Consider the following 19,385-nt stretch of genomic DNA (forward strand, 5'->3'; position numbering starts at 1 on the left):
TGGGCGATTAAAAACGGAATGTTATTACGGCAAACGATTTGAGACGTTCGAACAACTGGAAAAAACGATTCATGAATATATTCATTATTACAACCATGAGCGCATTCAGGGGAAACTAAAAGGACTCAGCCCTGTGAATTACAGAACTCAGTCCTTGAACTAAATCAGTCTAACTTTTTGGGGTCAGATCAAATTTCCCTTTTTTATTTGTTCGCTAAAATTACCGCTCTTTTCGGTGCTTGATAACCTTCAATGGTTTTACTGTGATCATTTGGATCTAAGAAATCAATCAGGCTTTCATTTTCCAACCAATCAGTTTTATGCTGTTCCTCTAATGTGGTTGTCGCTACATCCACACAACGTACGTTGGTAAAGCCAACTTTTTCTAGCCAGTTAATTAGTGCGGCGACAGAGGGGATAAAATAAATATTTTTCATTTTCGCATAGCGATCTGCTGGTACAAGCACAGTATTTACATCGCCATCCACAACTAACGTTTCTAATACTAATTCGCCACCTTTTATCAATTGATTTTTCAATTGGCTTAAATGATCTAATGGTGATTTACGATGATAGAGTACGCCCATTGAAAATACAGTATCGAATGCCGCTAATGGCTGCATTTGCTCAATACCTAGCGGGATAAGATTTGCTCGACGATCATTATTAAGCAGCTTGCGTACGGCTTCAAATTGGCAAAGGAAAAGTTCGGTAGGATCAATCCCGACGACTATTTTTGCGCCTTCACCTACCATTCTCCACATATGGTAACCGCTGCCACAGCCTACATCTAAAATAGTGCGACCTTGCAGTGGCGCTAAATGAGGAAGAACACGATCCCATTTAAAATCTGAACGCCATTCACAATCTACATGAATGCCGAAGAGATGATAAGGCCCTTTTCGCCATGGCATTAATTGTTTTAAATGATGGATAATTCGTTGTTTTTCGCCTTCTGAAAGGGGAGAAGTGCGGTCAGATTTTACCGCACTTTTGAGATCGATTTCATCAGCATGTAAATCAGGTAGGAAATCAACAATTTTACTCCATTTCGCATAATCGCCATGAGTTTGAGTTTCCCATTCTTTCAATTGGCGCGGTAAGGTCTCTAACCAGTCTGATAAATTTGTGGTCGCAATTTGTTGATAAAATGGGCGAAAGTCGATCATTTTGCTTCCTTATAGGCCTTTTCTGCTTTGTCAAAGGTATTTAGAACATTTTGTTCCGGTTTGCTAGACAGCAATGAGACAACAATAATTGCAAGGCTACCGAAAGCAAACCCCGGGATCATTTCATATACTTTAAACCAATCGGTATCAGCTGGAACAACTTCTTTCCAAGCAAATACTGTTACTGCGCCTACAAGCATACCCGCCATCGCACCTGATGATGTCATTCGTTTCCAGAAAAGAGAGAAAAGTACAACTGGGCCAAATGCACTACCAAAACCAGCCCAAGCGAATTCTACAAGTTTTAATACTTTGCTGTTTTCATCTTGTGCGATCCAGATAGCAAGTGCGGCAATAACTAATACCATTATTCTGCCAAGCCATACGAGCTCTTTTTCTGAAGCCTTAGGGCGAATAAAACCTTTGTAGAAATCTTCTGTGATTGAGCTAGATGAAATTAATAATTGCGCGCTTAATGTACTCATTACTGCCGCTAAAATAGCAGAAAGTAATATGCCAGAGATCCAAGGATTAAATAAAAGTTTTGCAAGTTCAATAAATACTTGCTCTGGTTCATTATTGACTGTGCCTGCAATGTTTGGATTGGCAAAGAAATAAGGGATCGCGAAGAAACCAATACCAATTGCACCACCTAAGCAAAGCACCATCCATGTCATACTAATGCGGCGAGCTTTGATAAGTGATTTGACAGAATAAGCCGCCATAAAACGCGCTAAAATATGCGGTTGCCCGAAATAGCCTAATCCCCAAGCAGCAAGACTTAATAAACCAAGCGGTGTGGTAGAAGTAAATAAATCCGTGAAATCTTTATTTACGGCAGCCTCAGCTTGTTCTAATACTGCGGAAAATTGAGCGGTATCAGCGAAACTTAATAACACAAAAACAGGGGTTAAAATTAATGCAAAAATCATTAATGTGGCTTGAATGGTATCTGTCCAGCTTACCGCAAGGAAACCACCGATGAACGTGTAAGCAATGGTTGCCGCTGCACCATACCAAAGTGCGGTGGAATATTCGACTGAAAATAAATTTTGGAATAATTTTGCACCCGCCACGACACCCGAAGCACAATAGATAGTGAAAAATACTAAAATAATCGTAGCAGAAATAATTTTTAATAATTTATGTGATGTGGCGAAGCGGTTGTGGAAATATTCTGGAAGAGTGAGGGCATTATTATTTAATTCAGTATAAATACGCAAACGACCAGCCACCAGAAGCCAGTTAAAATAAGCGCCAAGCGTTAAGCCAATAGCAATCCAGCCTTCAACTAAGCCTGATAAATATACCGCACCAGGTAAGCCCATTAAAAGCCAACCAGACATATCTGAAGCACCCGCAGACATTGCAGTGACAAAGCTGCCTAAACGACGTCCACCGAGAATGTAATCTGATAAATTATTCGTGTAATAATAGGCAAGTACGCCAATCAGTAACATCCCGAAAATATAAATAGTAAAAGTAATAAGAGTTGGGTCGAATCCAAACATTTTATAAGTCCAAAATGGGTTAAAAATTTCAGAAAGGGTGCATTTTACCTTATTTCGGGCTATTATTCTATTTAGACTGAATATTTGATGAAATTTAAGAAATTAGGAATATAAAATGGATGCTGTAGAGTTATTGATGAACGTAACGCCTAACGAAACACGCATTGCGCTAGTAGAAACAGGAATGTTGCGCGAAGTGCATATTGAACGCCAAGCCAAACGAGGAATTGTCGGAAATATTTATAAAGGTCGTGTCACTCGAGTGTTGCCTGGTATGCAGTCGGCTTTTGTTGATATTGGTTTGGAAAAAGCGGCTTTTTTACACGCTGCTGATATTGTATCCCACACGGAATGTGTAGATGAAAATGAACAAAAGCAATTTAAAGTTAAGAGCATTTCAGAATTAGTACGCGAAGGGCAGGATATTGTTGTACAAGTGGTGAAAGATCCCCTTGGTACAAAAGGCGCACGTTTAACAACAGACATCACATTGCCATCGCGTCATCTTGTTTTTATGCCGGAAAATAGCCACGTGGGCGTTTCACAACGCATTGCAAGCGAAGAAGAACGTGCCCGTTTAAAAGCATTAGTTGAACCGTTTTGTGATGAACTCGGCGGTTTTATTATTCGTACCGCCACAGAAGGGGCAAGCGAAGAAGAATTACGTCAAGATGCTGAATTTTTAAAACGCTTATGGCGTAAAGTTTTAGAACGTAAATCTAAATATCCAACCAAATCAAAAATTTACGGCGAGCCAGCGCTTCCTCAACGTATTTTGCGCGATTTTATCGGCACGAACTTAGAAAAAATTCGTATCGACTCTAAACTTTGCTTTGGCGAAGTGAAAGAATTTACCGATGAATTTATGCCTGAATTAAGCGATAAACTTGTTCTTTATTCTGGCAATCAACCTATCTTTGATGTGTATGGGGTTGAAAATGCGATCCAAACAGCGCTAGATAAACGTGTTAATCTCAAATCGGGTGGCTATTTAATTATCGAGCAAACAGAAGCGATGACCACCATTGATATTAATACAGGCGCATTTGTGGGGCATCGTAATCTAGAAGAAACCATCTTCAATACTAATATTGAAGCAACTAAAGCCATTGCTCAGCAACTACAACTACGTAATCTTGGTGGCATTATCATTATTGATTTTATTGATATGCAAACAGATGAACATCGCAATCGAGTACTAGAATCTTTATGCGATGCACTTTCTAAAGATTGTGTGAAAACTAATGTGAATGGCTTTACGCAATTAGGCCTTGTAGAAATGACTCGTAAAAGAACCCGCGAAAGTTTAGAGCATGTGCTATGTGATGAATGTCCAACGTGCCATGGACGCGGGAGGGTGAAAACTGTTGAGACAGTTTGTTACGAAATTATGCGTGAAATTATTCGGGTTTATCATTTATTCAGTAGCGAACAATTTGTTGTTTATGCCTCGCCAGCAGTTTCCGAATATCTTATTAATGAAGAATCTCACGGCTTGCTACCAGAAGTAGAAATGTTTATTGGCAAACGAGTAAAAGTAAAAACAGAACAGTTTTATAACCAAGAACAGTTTGATGTGGTGGTGATGTAATTAAAGTGCGGTTAAATTTAATCGTGTTTGTTCAGACTAGTGTTTTGGCATATACTAAAGCATATATTTAAGGAGGAACATAATGGAAAAAATCGCACGTTTATTTAGAAATGGTCGCAATCAAGCCGTTCGTTTACCTGTGGAATTTGAGTTTGACGCCACTCAAATTTATGTTTTCAAAGAAGAAAATGGCGATATTACGCTTTCAACTCGTTCTCGTAGCCAGCAAAATTGGCAGAAAGTCTTCGAATTGTTACCTACAATTCAATGTGATGAAGATTTTTTATCAGAAAAAGAACGTAAGCAAGAAGTGGCAACGCGAGATCCTTTTGAGGGCTTTTAAATGTATATGTTAGATACGAATACTGTGAGTTATTTTTTCCGTAAAGTGCCTTCTGTGGTAGAACGATTAAGGTTGCTTAATCCTGAAATTCTCTGTATTTCTTCTGTTACCGCCGCTGAATTATTTTATGGTGTAGCAAAGCGTAATAATCTGCAACTTTCACAGTTTCTAGATGCATTTTTATCTGCGATTTCTATTTTAGAATGGGATACGAAAACTGCTGAAATTTATGGCAAGCTAAGAGCTGAAATGGAAAAAGAAGGCAAAGTAATGGGCGTACAAGATCAGATGATTGCAGCTCACGCTTTAGCCAATGAATGTGTTTTAGTCACGAGTGATAAAGCCTTTGAGTTTGTCTCCAACTTGATTTTAGAAAATTGGTGTAGTGTTTAACTTGCCAAACAGTCAAATTTTGCAAAAGTTTTACAGAATTTGATCGCTTTTGTTTCATTTCTCCCTTCTTAGCTTAAAAATAAGATTTCTAGGTATTCCTTATTCTAAAAGGTTCTTGTTTTAAGGTGTTTTATACATCCAAATATTCTGTTCTTATAAGATATTGGATAATTTAGTGAATGCAGGATAGATGGAACAATCTGCCTGCTTCTTGTTGGTATTGAAAGTGCGGTAAAAATTTTTGAGATTTTCACCGCACTTTTTATTTATAAAAACAATATTTCCTTTATATCTTAATCTATATGAAGTAAAATTAGGCATCTTTTATTTAATATAGTGAGGATATAATATGTTTTTATATAATTCTGTAAACAAACAAACAAACAAACAAACAAACAAACAAACAAACAAACAAACAAACAAACAAACAAACAAACAAACAAACAAACAAACAAACAAACAAACAAACAAACAAACAAACAAACAAACAAACAAACAACACTAGTCTTTTCTTCCCATCTTGCACAATAACTACGGCTCTTTCTATTATTGGTGGAATATTCACTAATCCAGCTTTAGCTGATGCTTCTCCTCCAACCACTTCAAATCCCAACTTCTCAAATAATTTTGGAATGAAAGATATTAGTACATCTGAGCGTACGAGCAGTAACAATATCATTATTGGTAATTTAGAAACCAATAAAATTAATGGTGTTAAAGGTACTGATACTTCTAATACTAATTCTAAATTATCTCACGCAACTAATAATTTAATTGTGGGAAATAATAACGAGCTAACGGGGAATAGCACGGTGGTTGTAGGGCTTAGTAATACTGTAACGGGAAAGGATTATGGTAGTGGCAATGGCGACTTACAGGTTTACGGTTTGAGTAATACAGTAAAAGGTGCATCAAGTCAGGTGTTTGGGCAAGGAAATAAAGTGTATGGTGTCTATCACACTGTGTCTGGTTATTATAATGAAGTAGGCAAAGATAGCAATCAGGTAGATGATTATAGATACAACGTAGTATCTGGTTATAAAAATAAAGTGGAGGGGGAACATAACATTGTGTTTGGCGAAGCAAATGAAGCGAAGACATCTGACAATGCCAAACCTAAGGTAAATTATACAGTGGCGTTAGGATATAGCGTGAAAACCCTTGGAGATAATGCCGTGGCAATTGGCAAGCAAACCGAAGCAAATATGGGTTCTACGGTAATTGGTAAAGAAGCAAAGGCTACAGGTAATTATTCGGTTGCATTAGGGAAAGAAAGTAAGGCATTGGGAAGTTATACAGTGGCAATTGGTGACGGTGCAAAAGCCTCAAAATCGTCAGCAGTAGCTCTTGGTTCTGATGCAAAAGCTGAACACAATAATTCTATGGCCTTAGGGGCTGAATCTATAACCACAAGAGAAAATGAAGTTTCTTTTGGTAAAGAAAGTACAGAAAGATACATTGCTAATGTAAAAACAGCCGAAAAAGACACTGATGCAGTAAATAAAAAACAAATGGAAGATGGCGATACAAAAACTTTAGCAGATGCTAAAGTATATACCGATGATAAATTCAACCCATTAGATACAAAAGTGACAGGTATCGAAACTAAAATAACTGCAACAGAGGGGAAAATTACTCAAGTTGAAGGTAAAGTTACTGATGTAGAAACTAAAGTTGCTGGTGTGGATAACAAAATTGTTCAAGCAAAAAATGAAGTAGTTTCACAAATTACGGAAGAAGCTGTTAAACGTGAAGCGGGCGATGCAAAAACGTTAGCAGATGCAAAACAATATACCGACCTCAAATTAGGCACATTGCAAACGCAAGTGCATAATTTCCAATCAGATTTTAACGAGTTAAATGGCAAAATTGGTAAGTTAGACAGCAAATTAGAACGTGGTTTGGCGGCGGCTAACGCACTTTCTGGTTTAGTATTGCCACAAGCGGTCGGAAAAGCGAGTTTTTCTGCTGCGGTGGGCGGTTATGGCAGCCGTAATGCGGTGGCGATTGGTGTCGGCTACACACCAAAAGCAAATATCACATTAAAAAGTGGTATTGCCGTAAATGCAGGCAAAAACAGTAAAATTTCCTATCAAATGGGGGCTGGCTGGATTTGGTAAAGATAAAACAACCAATCTAATCGGATAAATTAGCATCTAAAACGAGCATTTTCTGTTTAGCATCAAGTTAAATCGAAAATGCTCGTTTTTTATTTGAATTATTCTTTCTTAAACACCAGATTTTTCTTAACTTCGTGAAACAGCTTCAATGTAAAATTTTTCATTTTAAATTTCCTTTTTTGAGTGTAAAAATAGTTAAAAAATAGATTTCATTAGATATACAAGAAAAAGTTGGGCTAAAACTGTCTTTAACTACCAGCCCTTATTGTCGATGCTTTCAACGAAATTGTGAAACATTAAGCAAAATGGTGAAAAAATTTAGAGATGCCACAGATAAATCTATATAATTAAATGATAGATAATAAAAATTGATAATTGAACTGGCAAAATATTTTACAAATTCGATTGTTCTAGTTTATTAAATGGTAAACTAGTTTTATATCTATGCTTACAAACAAAATAGGATTACGGTATGTTATTAGATCAGCATATTGAATTTAAGAATGTAAAGGGAGTGGGTAGTATTAATTTACAGCTCTCTAATAAAAAAATGAATGTGATTATTGGCTCTAATGGAGTCGGTAAAACTAAAACTTTGGAATCGCTTTACACGCAACTATTCTTTACGAATAAATATGTGGCAGATAATTTTTATGTTTATTCTGACAAAATTGTATTTGAAAAAGCACTTATTAATAAGACTAAGGTTTCTGATTTTATAAAAATGAATTCTTCTTATATAAGAATATCAGATGCTATTGAGTCGAAGAGTTTCCATGACTTTCCTATAATTTATTTGGCAGCACAAAATCGAGGAGAAATCCAACAAAAACAGGGTAATGTGGATGGCGCAATAGGTGAATTTGAGACAAGAAAAAAAGCCTATGTGAAATCTGTTATTGATAAAATGCAATACAGTTTTTCTACTTTAAATATGCAAGGTTCGATTGATGAATGGTTTATTCAGCGAGCAAATTCATCTAATCGATATCAACTTCGTGAAAATAATCGTGAGGTGGAATTGTTAGCTGTATTGCGAATTTTAAATCAGATTGACTCTCGCATAAGTGCAGCTCCTGAAGATTTTAAATCGCCAGATGGAGAACGTGTAACCATTAAATTAGATGGAAAAATACATTATTTGAGCGAGTTAAGTAGTGGATTTGCTTCTTTAATTAAAATTGTTCAATCTATTGTAGCTGGCTATTCTTATTTCACAAATTCTGAAGATATTGAGCAAGTAAAAGGCTATGTTTTGATTGACGAAATTGAAAGCCATCTACATATTGAATGGCAAACGAAGATATTACCGTTGCTAACAAAAATTTTTCCAAATACCTATTTTGTAATTACTACGCACTCTTCTCTAGTATTAACTCAATTAGTTGATGGAGCTGCATATCAGCTAGTTCAAAAAAATGATGTTGTGGTGACGGAACTTATTCAAAATGCGGGTCAAGCTGCGTTGATTGACTTATTAGATGAAGCGTTTGGAGTGAGTCTCAACAAGTTACGTCTTGAAAATACTACAGCAGAATCTCAATCTGATATGAAGAAAGCACTATTAGATTTATTAGGAGCTTAATATGTCTATAAATAAAGTCCCATTAAATAATAAAGTGCTATTAGATTCCAATATTTTAATTGCCGCAATTAAAAATAATCGTAGTACAGAGGCTCAGCGTTTACGTGAGTTGTTATCAGATTCGCAAAACATCGTTTATATTACACCGCTTATTTATTATGAGGTATTGCGTGGTGTTGATTGGGTGGATATTCCTAATTACGAAAAACATCTTGCGGTATTAAATAGACTCAGTAATTTGAATATTGATAAGCCGATTGCAAATTTGGCGGCTAAGTTATTTCGATATGAAAGACGTTTGCGTCAAGATAGTGGGCAAACGCCAAAGAAAATTGATAAGCATAATTTTGATATTATGCACTTTGCAACAGCTAAACAGAATGGATTGGCATTAGCTTCCATTGATAAAGATATTGCAGATTGGGATTTGCTTTATACGAGGTTGATAACTGAATAGTACTTACCAAGCGGTCAAATTTTTACTTAAGTCTTACAGAATTTGGTCGCTTTTGTTTCATTTCTCCCTTCTTAGCTTAAAAATAAGATTTCTAGGTATTCTTATTCTGAAAGGTTCTTGTTTTAAGGCGTTTTATATCCAAATATTCCATTCTTACAAGATATTGACGATTTAGCGAATATGGGGCCAGAGATTATTGCGGTAGATGGAATAAATTGTCTGCGTTCTGTTGGTATTGAAAGTGCGGTAAAAAATTTTTGAGATTTTTTACCGCACTTTTACAGACTGTTCTTTACATTTTTTCTTTTGTCATTTTCATTTTTTTATTTGATTTCATCTTTTTATCAGATTTCATTTTCATATCAGATTTCATTCCCATTTCATCAGACTTCATCATGTGGTCGGAGTGCATTTGCATGTCATCAGATTTCATTTCTTCTGCATAAACGGTTGTCGTACCAAATAACATAGTCATACCTAAGATTGCGCTTTTCAATGTAAAATTTTTCATTTTAAATTTCCTTTTTTGAGTGTAAAAATAACAACCTTAGTATGTTAAAGGAAGTGGGTTTCATTTCTTATATAAGTTTTAAAGGAATTAAAATGAATGTTATATCTGATCTTGAGCTTCAGCAAATTCGCACTCAAATGCTGACATTTGCACGATTGCAAGTTAATCAAGCTGATCTTGCCGAAGATTTAGTACAAGAAGCCTTTTTAAGTGCATTCAAAAATCTCGCTAATTTTAAGCATCAATCTGCATTTAAAACTTGGATTTTTGCGATTCTTAAAAATAAGATTATTGATTATTTACGTCAGAAAGGGCGGTTTGTTTTAGAAAGTGAACTTGAAGATGAAAATACCAATAATTCATTTTTTGATGAAAAGGGGCATTGGAAACCAGAACATTACCCGAGTGAATTACAAGGCGAAGAAGAAACCGTTTATTCCGATGAATTTTGGCTGATTTTTGAAACTTGTTTGACTTGTTTACCCGCTAAACAGGCAAAAATTTTTATGATGCGAGAGTTTTTAGAGCTTTCATCTGAAGAAATTTGTCAAGAAACGCATTTAACTTCGTCTAATTTACATACCACCCTTTATCGGGCTCGTTTACAGTTGCAAAACTGTCTTTCAAAAAAACTTTAGGAGAGATTATGCGTTGTCGCCAAGCCACTCGAATGATTTCCGAATCACACGAACGTTCATTAGATATACAAGAAAAAGTGGGGCTAAAAGTGCATTTAGTTACCTGCCCACATTGCCGCCGTTTTCAACGAAATTGCAAAACCTTAAGTATGATGATGAAGAAATTTAAAGATTCACATTAAGAGTGATGAAAGTATTAAAAAATACCGCTATTTTGACCGCACTTTATAGCGGTATTTCTAACTTATCCGTACGGAATTTTATACTCTCAAAGGTTTTATTTCTTCAGCTTCGCCAATAAACTCACTGCGCCCACAATTATAACTGCACCGAGCCAAAAATAGAGGTTAGGTGTATGATGCCAAAAGAGCCAGTCGAAAACGCTAGAGAAAATTACGCCAGTGAACGCAAAAGGAGTAATGATATTGGCGGGTGCGTATTTAAAAGCGCGCGTGAGTAATAATTGGAAAATCAATCCAAATCCGCCCACTAATAGCAATAAGCCAAGCTCGTATAAATTAGGGATTTTCCATTGGTTAATAAAGAAGACTGGTAACATGAATGTACCAATCAGATGAAAATAAAATACGATATTTTTTGGTGTGTTGTATTTGTTTAATTCTTGTAAGCCAATAAATGCCATTCCTGCCAATACAGCACCAGATAATCCTACCAACACATAAATAGGATCAACATTGCCATTGTGATTGGTGAGTAAAATAATGGAAACGCCAAGAAAACCGATTAAGCTACATAAAAGCACATTAAGCGGTGTTTTTTGATGGAAAAAGAGCAATAAAATCGGGATAAATAGGGCAGAGGTATTCATCAACAAGACAGTGATGGAAAGCGGTAAGAACTTCACGACATAAAAGTTAATCAACATACTCGATACACCCGCGGCATTACGCAGGATTAAAAATTTCCATTGACGAGTATCCACTTTAAAATCTCGATCTTTAATCACAAAAGGAAGTAAGAAAAGCAAGCCGATTAAAAAGCGTGAAAATAAGGTTTCACTTGCAGGGATTGTTTGAGAAGCCGTTTTGACAAATACATTCATCAAGGTAATGGAAAAGTACGCTGATACCATAAAACTAATTGCTTTGTGATAAAGTGAAGGAATGGAATGTGATTGCATATAGATTTTTACCTTAGAAAAGAGGGGGAGATTGGGCATCTTAACGCTTTATTATTGGTTATAACAATGGATTTTAGTCAATTTCTTTAAAAATTTTGCAAAAATCTGTAAGAAATCGAATTATCCGCCGTCTAACCTTATGTAACGTTAATTTTTACTTCATAAGGAAAAGCAATGAAACTATCAAAAACATTTCTATTTATTACCGCACTTTGCAGTGCTACACCAACTTTAGCAATACAAAATTCAACATCATCATCTGGAGAACAAAAAATGGCAATGGAAAATACACAAAACATCCGAGAAATTTATCTTGCTGGTGGTTGTTTCTGGGGTATGGAAGCATATATGGAGCGTATTCACGGTGTGAAAGATGCAATTTCTGGCTATGCCAATGGTAATACGGATAAAACCAGTTATCAGATGATTGGGGTAACCGATCACGCAGAAACGGTAAAAGTCACTTACGATGCAAACCAAATTTCGTTAGATAAATTGCTTAAATATTATTTTAAAGTGATTGATCCAACGAGTGTAAACAAACAAGGTAACGACCGTGGCAGACAATATCGCACAGGGATTTATTATCAAGATGGGGCAGATAAAGCGGTGATCGAACAAGCTCTCGCCCAGCTTCAAACCAAATATAAAAAACCAGTGCAAATTGAGGTACAACCGATTAAAAATTACATCGTAGCGGAAGAATATCATCAAGATTATTTGAAGAAAAATCCAAATGGTTATTGCCATATTGATATTACCAAAGCAGATGAACCTGTGATTGATGAAAAAGATTATCCGAAACCGAGTGATGCAGAACTTAAAGCGAAATTGACACCGTTGCAATATTCCGTTACTCAAAATAAACATACTGAACGCTCTTTTAGTAACGAATATTGGGATAACTTCCAACCTGGTATTTATGTTGATGTCACCACAGGAGAGCCTGTTTTCTCTTCAAATGATAAATTTGAATCAGGTTGTGGCTGGCCAAGTTTTACGAAACCGATCATTAAAGATGTAGTGCATTATGAAACCGACAACAGCTTCAATATGCAACGTACCGAAGTGTTAAGCCGTGCGGGTAATGCTCATTTAGGTCACGTATTTGATGACGGCCCGAAAGATAAAGGCGGTTTGCGTTATTGCATTAACAGTGCATCAATTAAATTTATTCCGTTAGCCGAAATGGAAAAGGCAGGATACGGATATTTGATTCAATCCATTAAAAAATAAGGAGATGTAGGATGTTAGATCAACAACTCCTTATTGGAACTGTATTTTTAGCGGGGCTTGCGTCTTTTCTTTCGCCTTGTATTTTCCCGATTATCCCGATTTATTTCGGTATTTTGAGTAAAGGCGGTAAAAAAGTCTTAAATACTTTTTTATTTATTTTAGGGCTTTCCCTTACATTTGTCAGTTTAGGCTTTAGTTTTGGCTTTTTAGGGAATATTTTATTTAGTAACACCACCCGCATTATTGCTGGCGTTATCGTGATTATTTTAGGTATTCATCAACTTGGCATTTTCAAAATTGGTTTACTTGAACGCACAAAATTGGTGGAAATAAAAACATCAGGAAAATCAACTGCACTTGAGGCATTTGTGCTTGGCTTAACCTTTAGTCTTGGTTGGACACCTTGTATTGGCCCGATTTTGGCTTCCGTGTTAGCTTTATCAGGCGATGAAGGATCCTCACTTTACGGTGCATCAATGATGTTCGTTTATGTTTTAGGCTTGGCAACGCCTTTTGTACTGTTTTCGTTCTTCTCTGATAGCTTGCTTAAACGAGTCAAAGGGCTTAATAAACATCTCAATAAATTCAAAATTGCGGGTGGTATTTTGATTATTGTGATGGGTATTTTATTAATTACTAATAACTTAGCGTAAAAATATGAAATAAAAGGAAATAAATATGAAAAAATTACTGGCAATTTTTTTGATGGCGTTTAGTTTAAACAGCTTTGCTGAAACCAATTTAGCGGATGTACAACTAAAAGATCTTAATAATCAACCTGTGACACTTTCACAATATAAAGGTAAGCCGCTATACATTAAAATGTGGGCGTCATGGTGTCCGATTTGCTTGGCTGGATTAGCTGAAATTGATGATTTAAGTGCGGAAAAAGATCGCAATTTTGAAGTGATTACCATTGTTTCGCCCGATCACAAAGGCGAAAAAGGCTCTGCTGATTTTATTGAGTGGTACAAAGGGCTAGAATATAAAAATATTAAAGTCTTGCTAGATGAAAATGGTGATATTATTGATCGTGTTCATGTTCGAGGTTATCCGTTTAATCTATTTTTAGATGCTGATTTAAATGTGAAGAAAACGGTGCCAGGGCATTTAGGTGCAGAGCAAATAAGTAAGTTTATTGAGAAATAAAATCAAGCGGCTGGTAATTAAAATTTAACCAGCCGCTTTTTTATTTCTGGCATAACGTAGATATTCTTTCATTGGGAATTTGGTAGATTGATAAAAAGTATATATTATAAATAGTGCTTAGATATTGAAATGGTCTTTACTTTTACAGACGAGATAAAAGTAATATTTGTGAAGGAAACAATGGAAGAAATAATTAATGGACTACTCATCGTGCTTGTGCCGATGATGTTGGGCTACTTAGTCAAAATACAGAATCAAAATGCGTTGGCATTTATTAATAAAATGGTGATGTTATTGCTTTACATTATTTTATTTATGATGGGGTTTATGCTTGGGCAACTCGAGCATTTAGAACAAAAACTGCCGATTATTGGTATGACTGCTTTGGAGCTATCCGCTATCATTCTGACTTGTAATATCGTAGGCTTGGCCATTTATGACCGCACTTTGCCTAAGCCTGTTAATTATTTACAGGAAGAATTGCCATCTCGTTGGCATTCGTTAATGGATTCAATTAAATTATTAAGTGCGGTAATTATTGGCATCGTTTTAGGTTGGCTGTGCAATGATTGCTTGCATTTCCCACATGGTTCCAATCTTTACGTGCTTATTGCGTTGATCTTTTTTGTCGGGATTCAGCTTCGTAATAACGGAATTTCCTTGAAAGAAGTCTTATTAAATAAGCAAGGCTTAATGATGGGGGCAATTTTTACCTTAAGTTCTTTAGTCGGTGGTGTTATTTCAGCATTTTTTCTAAGTATGCCGATTACTCAAGGTTTAGCCTTTTCATCGGGATTTGGTTGGTATTCTTTATCAAGCGTCGTGCTGACAAATGCTTGGGGACCGATACAGGGTAGTATTGCCTTTTTCAATGATTTATCGCGTGAAATTTTGAGCTTATTTTTGATTCCATTGTTTATGCAACATTATCGCTCTACAGCTATTGGGATTACAGGCGCAACGGCATTAGATTGTACATTGCCTATTATTCAAAAATCAGGCGGAATTGAAGTGACGCCTATTGCCATTTCTTTTGGTATGGTGACAAATTTATTACCACCGCTGTTATTAGTCTTTTTCTCGAGTTTTCCAATTTAATAGCGCGTTAATTTTAAGAGAAAAGAAAAAGGGAAATCAGATGATTTCCCTTATTTTTACGTTATCGTTACTTTTTCCAAATAACGTGAAATTCGCGATCTTCTTCTCGGTGAGAAATTAAGAATTTAGCAAAGACATCATCCATTTCATCTTGCTCATTGACTAAGCCCACCCACACTTCAGCGTATTCTTCTGGGTCAATTAGTACACCAATTTCTTCTTCCCAATCATCGGCAGTTTCAACAAATTCCACGCCGCCGCGTTCTTCAAATTGTAAATTGAATAAAAGAATATCAGCAGGATCTAAATTTTCTCCAGCCATTTCTAAGAAAATATCGTAAGCAATATCAATGGCTGTATCTGGATCAAGTTTTTTAATTTCTGTTGTCATAGTATTTTGTCGTAAAGGTTATGGCTAATAAAAAGTGAGGTTAAATTTCTTTCTCTTTTAAGCGTTTTATTCCATATGGGTTGGAAGTTTAATTTCTCGGATATTCATCGAAAAACCATCAATCATCAATAAGCGGCCACATAAATTCTTACCGATTTTTAACCGCACTTTAATTGCTTCTAAGGCCTGAATCGTGCCCACAATGCCGACGATTGGTGCAAGCACGCCAGCTTCCACACAACTTAATACATTTTGTCCAAATAATTTACTGAGATCACGATAAGTAGGCGTATTCGGCTCATAAGTGAAAACGGAAACCTGACCTTCCATTCGAATCGCTGCGCCAGAAATAAGAGGAATTTTTGCATGATTACATTGGCGATCCAACTGATTACGGATTTCCACATTGTCTGTACAATCTAAAACAATATCAAAGTGCGGAATGATTTCTGCGAGTTTTTCTTCGTCTAACTTCGCATTAATCGTCTCGATGTTTATATGTGGATTGATTTGCTTGAGTGCAATTTTGGCTGATTCTACTTTGGGCATATTCAAGCGAGCATCGCAGTGTAAGACTTGTCGCTGAAGATTCGAAAGAGAAACTATATCGAAATCCAATAGAGTTAAATTTCCAACACCTGCTGCTGCGAGATATTGGCTGGCTGCGCAGCCTAAACCACCAAGCCCAACGATCAGCATTTTGCTTTCTTTAAGTTTTTCTTGCCCGTCAAAATCTACTCTTTTAAGAATAATTTGACGATTATAACGCAATTCTTCTTCGTGACTAAGTTCGATCATTTTTTATCCTAATAAATGATTGAAAGGCTCAATCGTCACCGTTTCACCGGCAGAGACATTGCCACGTTCTTGTTCTAAAACGATAAAACAATTGCTTTTTACAAAAGCGCTAAAGAGATGAGATCCTTGGAACCCCACTGATTGCACTTCAATTTGGCCTTGTTCATTGATGTGATAAAAACCCCGTTGGAAATCTAAACGCCCAGGTGCTTTTTTCAAATTCATTGTGGCAATGGCTGAAAAGTGCGGTGGTTTTTTCCATTGTTTTTGGCCTTGCAGTTTAGCAATAAGTGGCTGAACAAGCTGATAGAATGTCACTAATGCGGAAACTGGATTGCCTGGTAAGCCACAGAACCAAGCGTTTTCTAATTTACCAAAAGCGAATGGTTTGCCGGGTTTGATTGCAATTTTCCAGAAATTTACTTGACCTACTTTTTCTAATACTGCTTTAGTAAAATCCGCTTCACCAACGGAAACTCCGCCACTGGTAATCACTAAATCGGCTTGGCTTTGTGCGGCAATAAATGCTTTTTCAAATTCAGCTTCATTATCAGGCAATAGTCCTAAATCAATGACTTCACAGTTTAGTTTTTCGAGTAATAATTTTACGGTGAAACGGTTAGTGTCATAGATTTGTCCGCTTTGTAATGGTTTGCCAACTTCGACAAGTTCATCACCAGTTGAGAGTACGCCGACTTTTAATTGGCGATAGCATTTTACTTCTGCAATGCCTAGAGAGGCTAATAATGGCAAGGAAACTGGGGTGAGTGGTGCGCCTTGTTCTAATACCACATCGCCTTTTTTTACATCTTCGCCAATACGACGGATGTTTTGATTTGGTTTAGGTAATTCACTAAAAGTGACGGTTCCGTCTTCATTGAGTATCACTTGCTCTTGCATTATCACTGCATCTGCGCCTTCAGGAATCATCGCACCAGTCATAATTCTGACCGCACTTTGTGATGACCATTCCCCTTGGAATGGATTACCTGCAAAAGATTTTCCTGCTACCGAAAGCGTTAAAGATTGTTGTAAATCAGATAAACGTACAGCATAGCCATCCATTGCTGAATTATCGAAAGAGGGAACATTAATAGGTGAAATAATATCTTCTGCACAAATTCGATTGGCGGCATCTTGTAAATTTAGGTATTCAGTTTGAGTCGGGAAGGGAATCTGTTCGAGCATTTTCGAGCGAGCTTGATCCAATGTAAGCATAGAAAATCCTTATTTGATAAAATTTGTCAGCTATTCTATATCTAAAGCCTAATTCATTCAAATTTGCAATTTTTCTCATTTTACCATCCTATTATCCTTTGCTAGAATAGCCGATTATTTTTTTAGGAAAGACTATTATGAGCAAAATTTCACTGGATGCACAAAATGTAAGAAATGCCTTGATTGAAAAAGGCATTGAAACACCTATGATTGATCCAACACAGGCTAAAGATGAACGTCGAGAAAGTATTGCAAAACACATGCATGAAGTGATGAAGCTGATTGGATTAGATTTGCGAGATGATAGTTTGGAAGAAACGCCAAATCGTTTGGCTAAAATGTTTATTGATGAGATTTTTAGTGGAATGGATTATGCGAATTTTCCAAAGATGACAAAAATCAAAAATCAAATGAAAGTCAGCGAAATGGTACAAGTGAATGACATCACGCTAACAAGCACTTGTGAACATCATTTTGTTACGATTGATGGTAAAGTTTGTGTGGCGTACTATCCAAAAGATTGGGTGATTGGTCTTTCTAAAATTAATCGAATCGTTTCATTTTTTGCTCAGCGTCCACAGGTTCAAGAGCGCTTAACCGAGCAACTTTTGACAGCATTTCAAACAATTCTTGAGACAGATGATGTCGCGGTATATGTGAAAGCGACCCATTTCTGCGTGAAAGCGCGTGGTATTAGAGATACAAATAGTTATACTGTCACATCTGCTTATGGTGGCGTATTCTTAGAAGATAGAGATACTCGTAAAGAATTTTTAGCTACAGTTCAGAAGTAAAAAATAGTTAATAAAATAGCCGCACTTTAAGATGAGTGCGGCTATTTTTATATTATCTCGAATAGAAAAGTGCGGGGAAATTTATCCGCACTTTTGGATTGTAGATTATTTAGCTGCTTTTAATTCTTGGTAATATTGTTCATAGAATTGAATTGCATCGCCAACATCATCTTGCCAGTGGCTATTTTTTAATACATCAGCAGGTGGATAAATCGCTGGATCCTCAGTGATTTCTTTTGGTAATGCTTTTTTCGCTTCTAAGTTAGCTGTTGGATAGCCAATTGCTAAGGTTAATTTTTCTGCAGCTTTAGCGCCTAACATATAGTTAATAAGTTTATGTGCGCCATCTGGGTTTTTAGCGGTTTTAGGAATTGCTAGAGTATCAACCCAAAGTACTGGACCTTCTTTCGGAAATACCATGTCTAAAGGTGCTTTTTCTTTTTTAGCAATACGTACAGAACCATTCCATAATTGACCTACTTCAACTTCACCCGAGATGAAAGAGTTAGCTGGGTTATCGGAATTGAAAGAAAGTACGTTTGGACGTAGTTTCAATAATTCTTCATAGGCTTGTTTGATAATGGCTGGATCTTGAGTATTTGGATCTTGACCAATTTTCAATAAAGCGATGTTGAATACTTCGCGCGCATCGTCTAATAACTGAACTTTGTTTGCAAATTCTGGTTTCCACAAGTCAGCCCAAGAAGTGAATTGAGAGCCTTTATAAGTGTTGGTATTGAATGCAATACCTGGTGCACCTAATAATTGTGGAAGAGAGTATTTGTTACCTTTATCATAAGGTTTATTGAGCCAATCAGGATCTAATTCTTTAATAACAGGTAATTTGCTGTGATCTAGTTCCATTAACATGCCTTCTCTAGACATTTTAGAGACGAAGTAGTTAGATGGTGCAATCACATCATAGCCACCAGAGGCACCTTGAGTTTTGAGTTTTGCATACATTGTTTCGTTTGATTCTAAACTTGCAACAATAACTTTAATACCTGTTTCTTTTGTGAAGTCATCTAAAAGACCATCAGGCACATATTCTGTCCAAGTGTAGAGATACACAGTGTCATTGGCAGTAGCCGGAGATTTTGCAGCTTCAGCTTTGCTCTCTTTATCATTACAAGCAGTTAAAGTTGCAGCTACTAAACCTGCAGTAATTAAACCTGCGAATTTTTTCATTTTTGTTTGTTCTCCGTAAAGAGTCGTAAAAAACCACCTGCCGAATGACAGGCA

At 36.4% G+C, this 19,385-nt stretch carries 23 protein-coding genes and 1 pseudogene; 16 read left to right on the forward strand and 8 right to left on the reverse strand.

Annotated features, from left to right (window positions below; all coding sequences use genetic code 11):
• On the forward strand, positions 1-163 hold a 163-nt coding region (locus DV424_RS00005; protein WP_154099475.1), incomplete at its 5' end, for an IS3 family transposase.
• 40 nt (positions 164-203) lie between these two features.
• Here DV424_RS00005 and cmoB read toward each other — a convergent pair.
• Both cmoB and putP read right to left on the reverse strand, forming a co-directional pair.
• Positions 204-1,169 (reverse strand): tRNA 5-methoxyuridine(34)/uridine 5-oxyacetic acid(34) synthase CmoB, encoded by a 966-nt coding sequence (gene cmoB / locus DV424_RS00010; protein ID WP_118858628.1) that lies wholly within the window; start codon positions 1,167-1,169, stop codon positions 204-206.
• A complete protein-coding gene (putP, locus tag DV424_RS00015; protein WP_118858629.1) occupies positions 1,166-2,680 on the reverse strand; it encodes a sodium/proline symporter PutP in 1,515 nt (504 codons plus the stop codon). The genes cmoB and putP overlap by 4 nt, the downstream gene beginning before the upstream one ends.
• A gap of 115 nt (positions 2,681-2,795) precedes the next feature.
• On the opposite strand from putP, the gene rng reads away from it, so the two are divergent.
• The 8 genes and pseudogenes from rng to DV424_RS00055 form a co-directional block, all read left to right on the forward strand.
• Positions 2,796-4,271: a ribonuclease G gene (gene rng / locus DV424_RS00020; protein ID WP_118858630.1), complete on the forward strand. Its 1,476-nt coding sequence runs from the start codon at positions 2,796-2,798 to the stop codon at positions 4,269-4,271.
• An 82-nt stretch (positions 4,272-4,353) separates the two neighbouring features.
• Positions 4,354-4,614 (forward strand): antitoxin, encoded by a 261-nt coding sequence (locus DV424_RS00025; RefSeq protein WP_005631831.1) that lies wholly within the window; start codon positions 4,354-4,356, stop codon positions 4,612-4,614.
• A complete protein-coding gene (locus DV424_RS00030) occupies positions 4,615-5,007 on the forward strand; it encodes a type II toxin-antitoxin system VapC family toxin (protein WP_118858631.1) in 393 nt (130 codons plus the stop codon).
• 632 nt (positions 5,008-5,639) lie between these two features.
• Entirely contained in the window at positions 5,640-7,127 is a 1,488-nt protein-coding gene (locus DV424_RS08945) for a YadA-like family protein (RefSeq protein ID WP_239993556.1), read from the forward strand.
• Between the two features lie 206 nt (positions 7,128-7,333).
• Positions 7,334-7,474, forward strand: coding sequence for a zf-HC2 domain-containing protein (locus DV424_RS08950; RefSeq protein ID WP_118858829.1), 141 nt, complete (start codon positions 7,334-7,336; stop codon positions 7,472-7,474).
• Positions 7,475-7,599: 125 nt separating this feature from the next.
• Entirely contained in the window at positions 7,600-8,712 is a 1,113-nt protein-coding gene (locus DV424_RS00045) for an AAA family ATPase (protein ID WP_118858632.1), read from the forward strand.
• 1 nt (position 8,713) lies between these two features.
• Positions 8,714-9,169: a type II toxin-antitoxin system VapC family toxin gene (locus tag DV424_RS00050; protein ID WP_118858633.1), complete on the forward strand. Its 456-nt coding sequence runs from the start codon at positions 8,714-8,716 to the stop codon at positions 9,167-9,169.
• A gap of 147 nt (positions 9,170-9,316) precedes the next feature.
• Positions 9,317-9,421: pseudogene (locus tag DV424_RS00055) on the forward strand (N-acetylmannosamine-6-phosphate 2-epimerase); the annotation flags it as partial.
• A gap of 40 nt (positions 9,422-9,461) precedes the next feature.
• On the opposite strand, the gene DV424_RS00060 reads toward DV424_RS00055, so the two are convergent.
• Positions 9,462-9,680: a hypothetical protein gene (locus DV424_RS00060; RefSeq protein ID WP_118858635.1), complete on the reverse strand. Its 219-nt coding sequence runs from the start codon at positions 9,678-9,680 to the stop codon at positions 9,462-9,464.
• 92 nt (positions 9,681-9,772) lie between these two features.
• On the opposite strand from DV424_RS00060, the gene DV424_RS00065 reads away from it, so the two are divergent.
• Positions 9,773-10,318, forward strand: a complete 546-nt coding sequence (locus DV424_RS00065; RefSeq protein WP_118858636.1) for a sigma-70 family RNA polymerase sigma factor — start codon at positions 9,773-9,775, stop codon at positions 10,316-10,318.
• Positions 10,319-10,326: 8 nt separating this feature from the next.
• Positions 10,327-10,500: a zf-HC2 domain-containing protein gene (locus tag DV424_RS00070; RefSeq protein ID WP_005631822.1), complete on the forward strand. Its 174-nt coding sequence runs from the start codon at positions 10,327-10,329 to the stop codon at positions 10,498-10,500.
• A gap of 95 nt (positions 10,501-10,595) precedes the next feature.
• Here the strand turns inward: DV424_RS00070 and DV424_RS00075 are convergent, their stop codons facing one another.
• A complete protein-coding gene (locus DV424_RS00075; RefSeq protein ID WP_118858637.1) occupies positions 10,596-11,459 on the reverse strand; it encodes a DMT family transporter in 864 nt (287 codons plus the stop codon).
• 174 nt (positions 11,460-11,633) lie between these two features.
• On the opposite strand from DV424_RS00075, the gene msrAB reads away from it, so the two are divergent.
• The 4 genes from msrAB (at position 11,634) to DV424_RS08890 (ending at position 14,942) form a co-directional block, all read left to right on the forward strand.
• A complete protein-coding gene (gene msrAB / locus DV424_RS00080) occupies positions 11,634-12,695 on the forward strand; it encodes a bifunctional peptide-methionine (S)-S-oxide reductase MsrA/peptide-methionine (R)-S-oxide reductase MsrB (RefSeq protein ID WP_118858638.1) in 1,062 nt (353 codons plus the stop codon).
• 11 nt (positions 12,696-12,706) lie between these two features.
• Entirely contained in the window at positions 12,707-13,348 is a 642-nt protein-coding gene (locus tag DV424_RS00085; RefSeq protein WP_118858639.1) for a cytochrome c biogenesis protein CcdA, read from the forward strand.
• A gap of 25 nt (positions 13,349-13,373) precedes the next feature.
• Positions 13,374-13,844: a redoxin family protein gene (locus DV424_RS00090; protein WP_118858640.1), complete on the forward strand. Its 471-nt coding sequence runs from the start codon at positions 13,374-13,376 to the stop codon at positions 13,842-13,844.
• A 180-nt stretch (positions 13,845-14,024) separates the two neighbouring features.
• Positions 14,025-14,942 (forward strand): LysO family transporter, encoded by a 918-nt coding sequence (locus tag DV424_RS08890; RefSeq protein ID WP_192880607.1) that lies wholly within the window; start codon positions 14,025-14,027, stop codon positions 14,940-14,942.
• 67 nt (positions 14,943-15,009) lie between these two features.
• Here the strand turns inward: DV424_RS08890 and DV424_RS00100 are convergent, their stop codons facing one another.
• From DV424_RS00100 to moeA, 3 genes are all read right to left on the reverse strand, one after another.
• The gene (locus DV424_RS00100) at positions 15,010-15,333 is read right to left on the reverse strand and encodes an HI1450 family dsDNA-mimic protein (RefSeq protein WP_005628170.1); all 324 of its coding nucleotides are present in this window, start codon (positions 15,331-15,333) and stop codon (positions 15,010-15,012) included.
• 66 nt (positions 15,334-15,399) lie between these two features.
• Positions 15,400-16,131, reverse strand: a complete 732-nt coding sequence (gene moeB / locus DV424_RS00105) for a molybdopterin-synthase adenylyltransferase MoeB (protein ID WP_118858641.1) — start codon at positions 16,129-16,131, stop codon at positions 15,400-15,402.
• Between the two features lie 3 nt (positions 16,132-16,134).
• Entirely contained in the window at positions 16,135-17,349 is a 1,215-nt protein-coding gene (gene moeA / locus DV424_RS00110) for a molybdopterin molybdotransferase MoeA (protein ID WP_118858642.1), read from the reverse strand.
• Between the two features lie 137 nt (positions 17,350-17,486).
• Here moeA and folE point away from each other — a divergent pair, with 137 nt between their 5' ends.
• Positions 17,487-18,143, forward strand: a complete 657-nt coding sequence (folE, locus tag DV424_RS00115; protein WP_112071527.1) for a GTP cyclohydrolase I FolE — start codon at positions 17,487-17,489, stop codon at positions 18,141-18,143.
• Between the two features lie 105 nt (positions 18,144-18,248).
• Here the strand turns inward: folE and DV424_RS00120 are convergent, their stop codons facing one another.
• Positions 18,249-19,331 (reverse strand): extracellular solute-binding protein, encoded by a 1,083-nt coding sequence (locus DV424_RS00120; RefSeq protein ID WP_118858643.1) that lies wholly within the window; start codon positions 19,329-19,331, stop codon positions 18,249-18,251.
• Positions 19,332-19,385: the final 54 nt, after the last annotated feature.

This window comes from Haemophilus haemolyticus, from assembly GCF_003493605.1.
Taxonomy (GTDB): Bacteria; Pseudomonadota; Gammaproteobacteria; order Enterobacterales; family Pasteurellaceae; genus Haemophilus; species Haemophilus haemolyticus_J.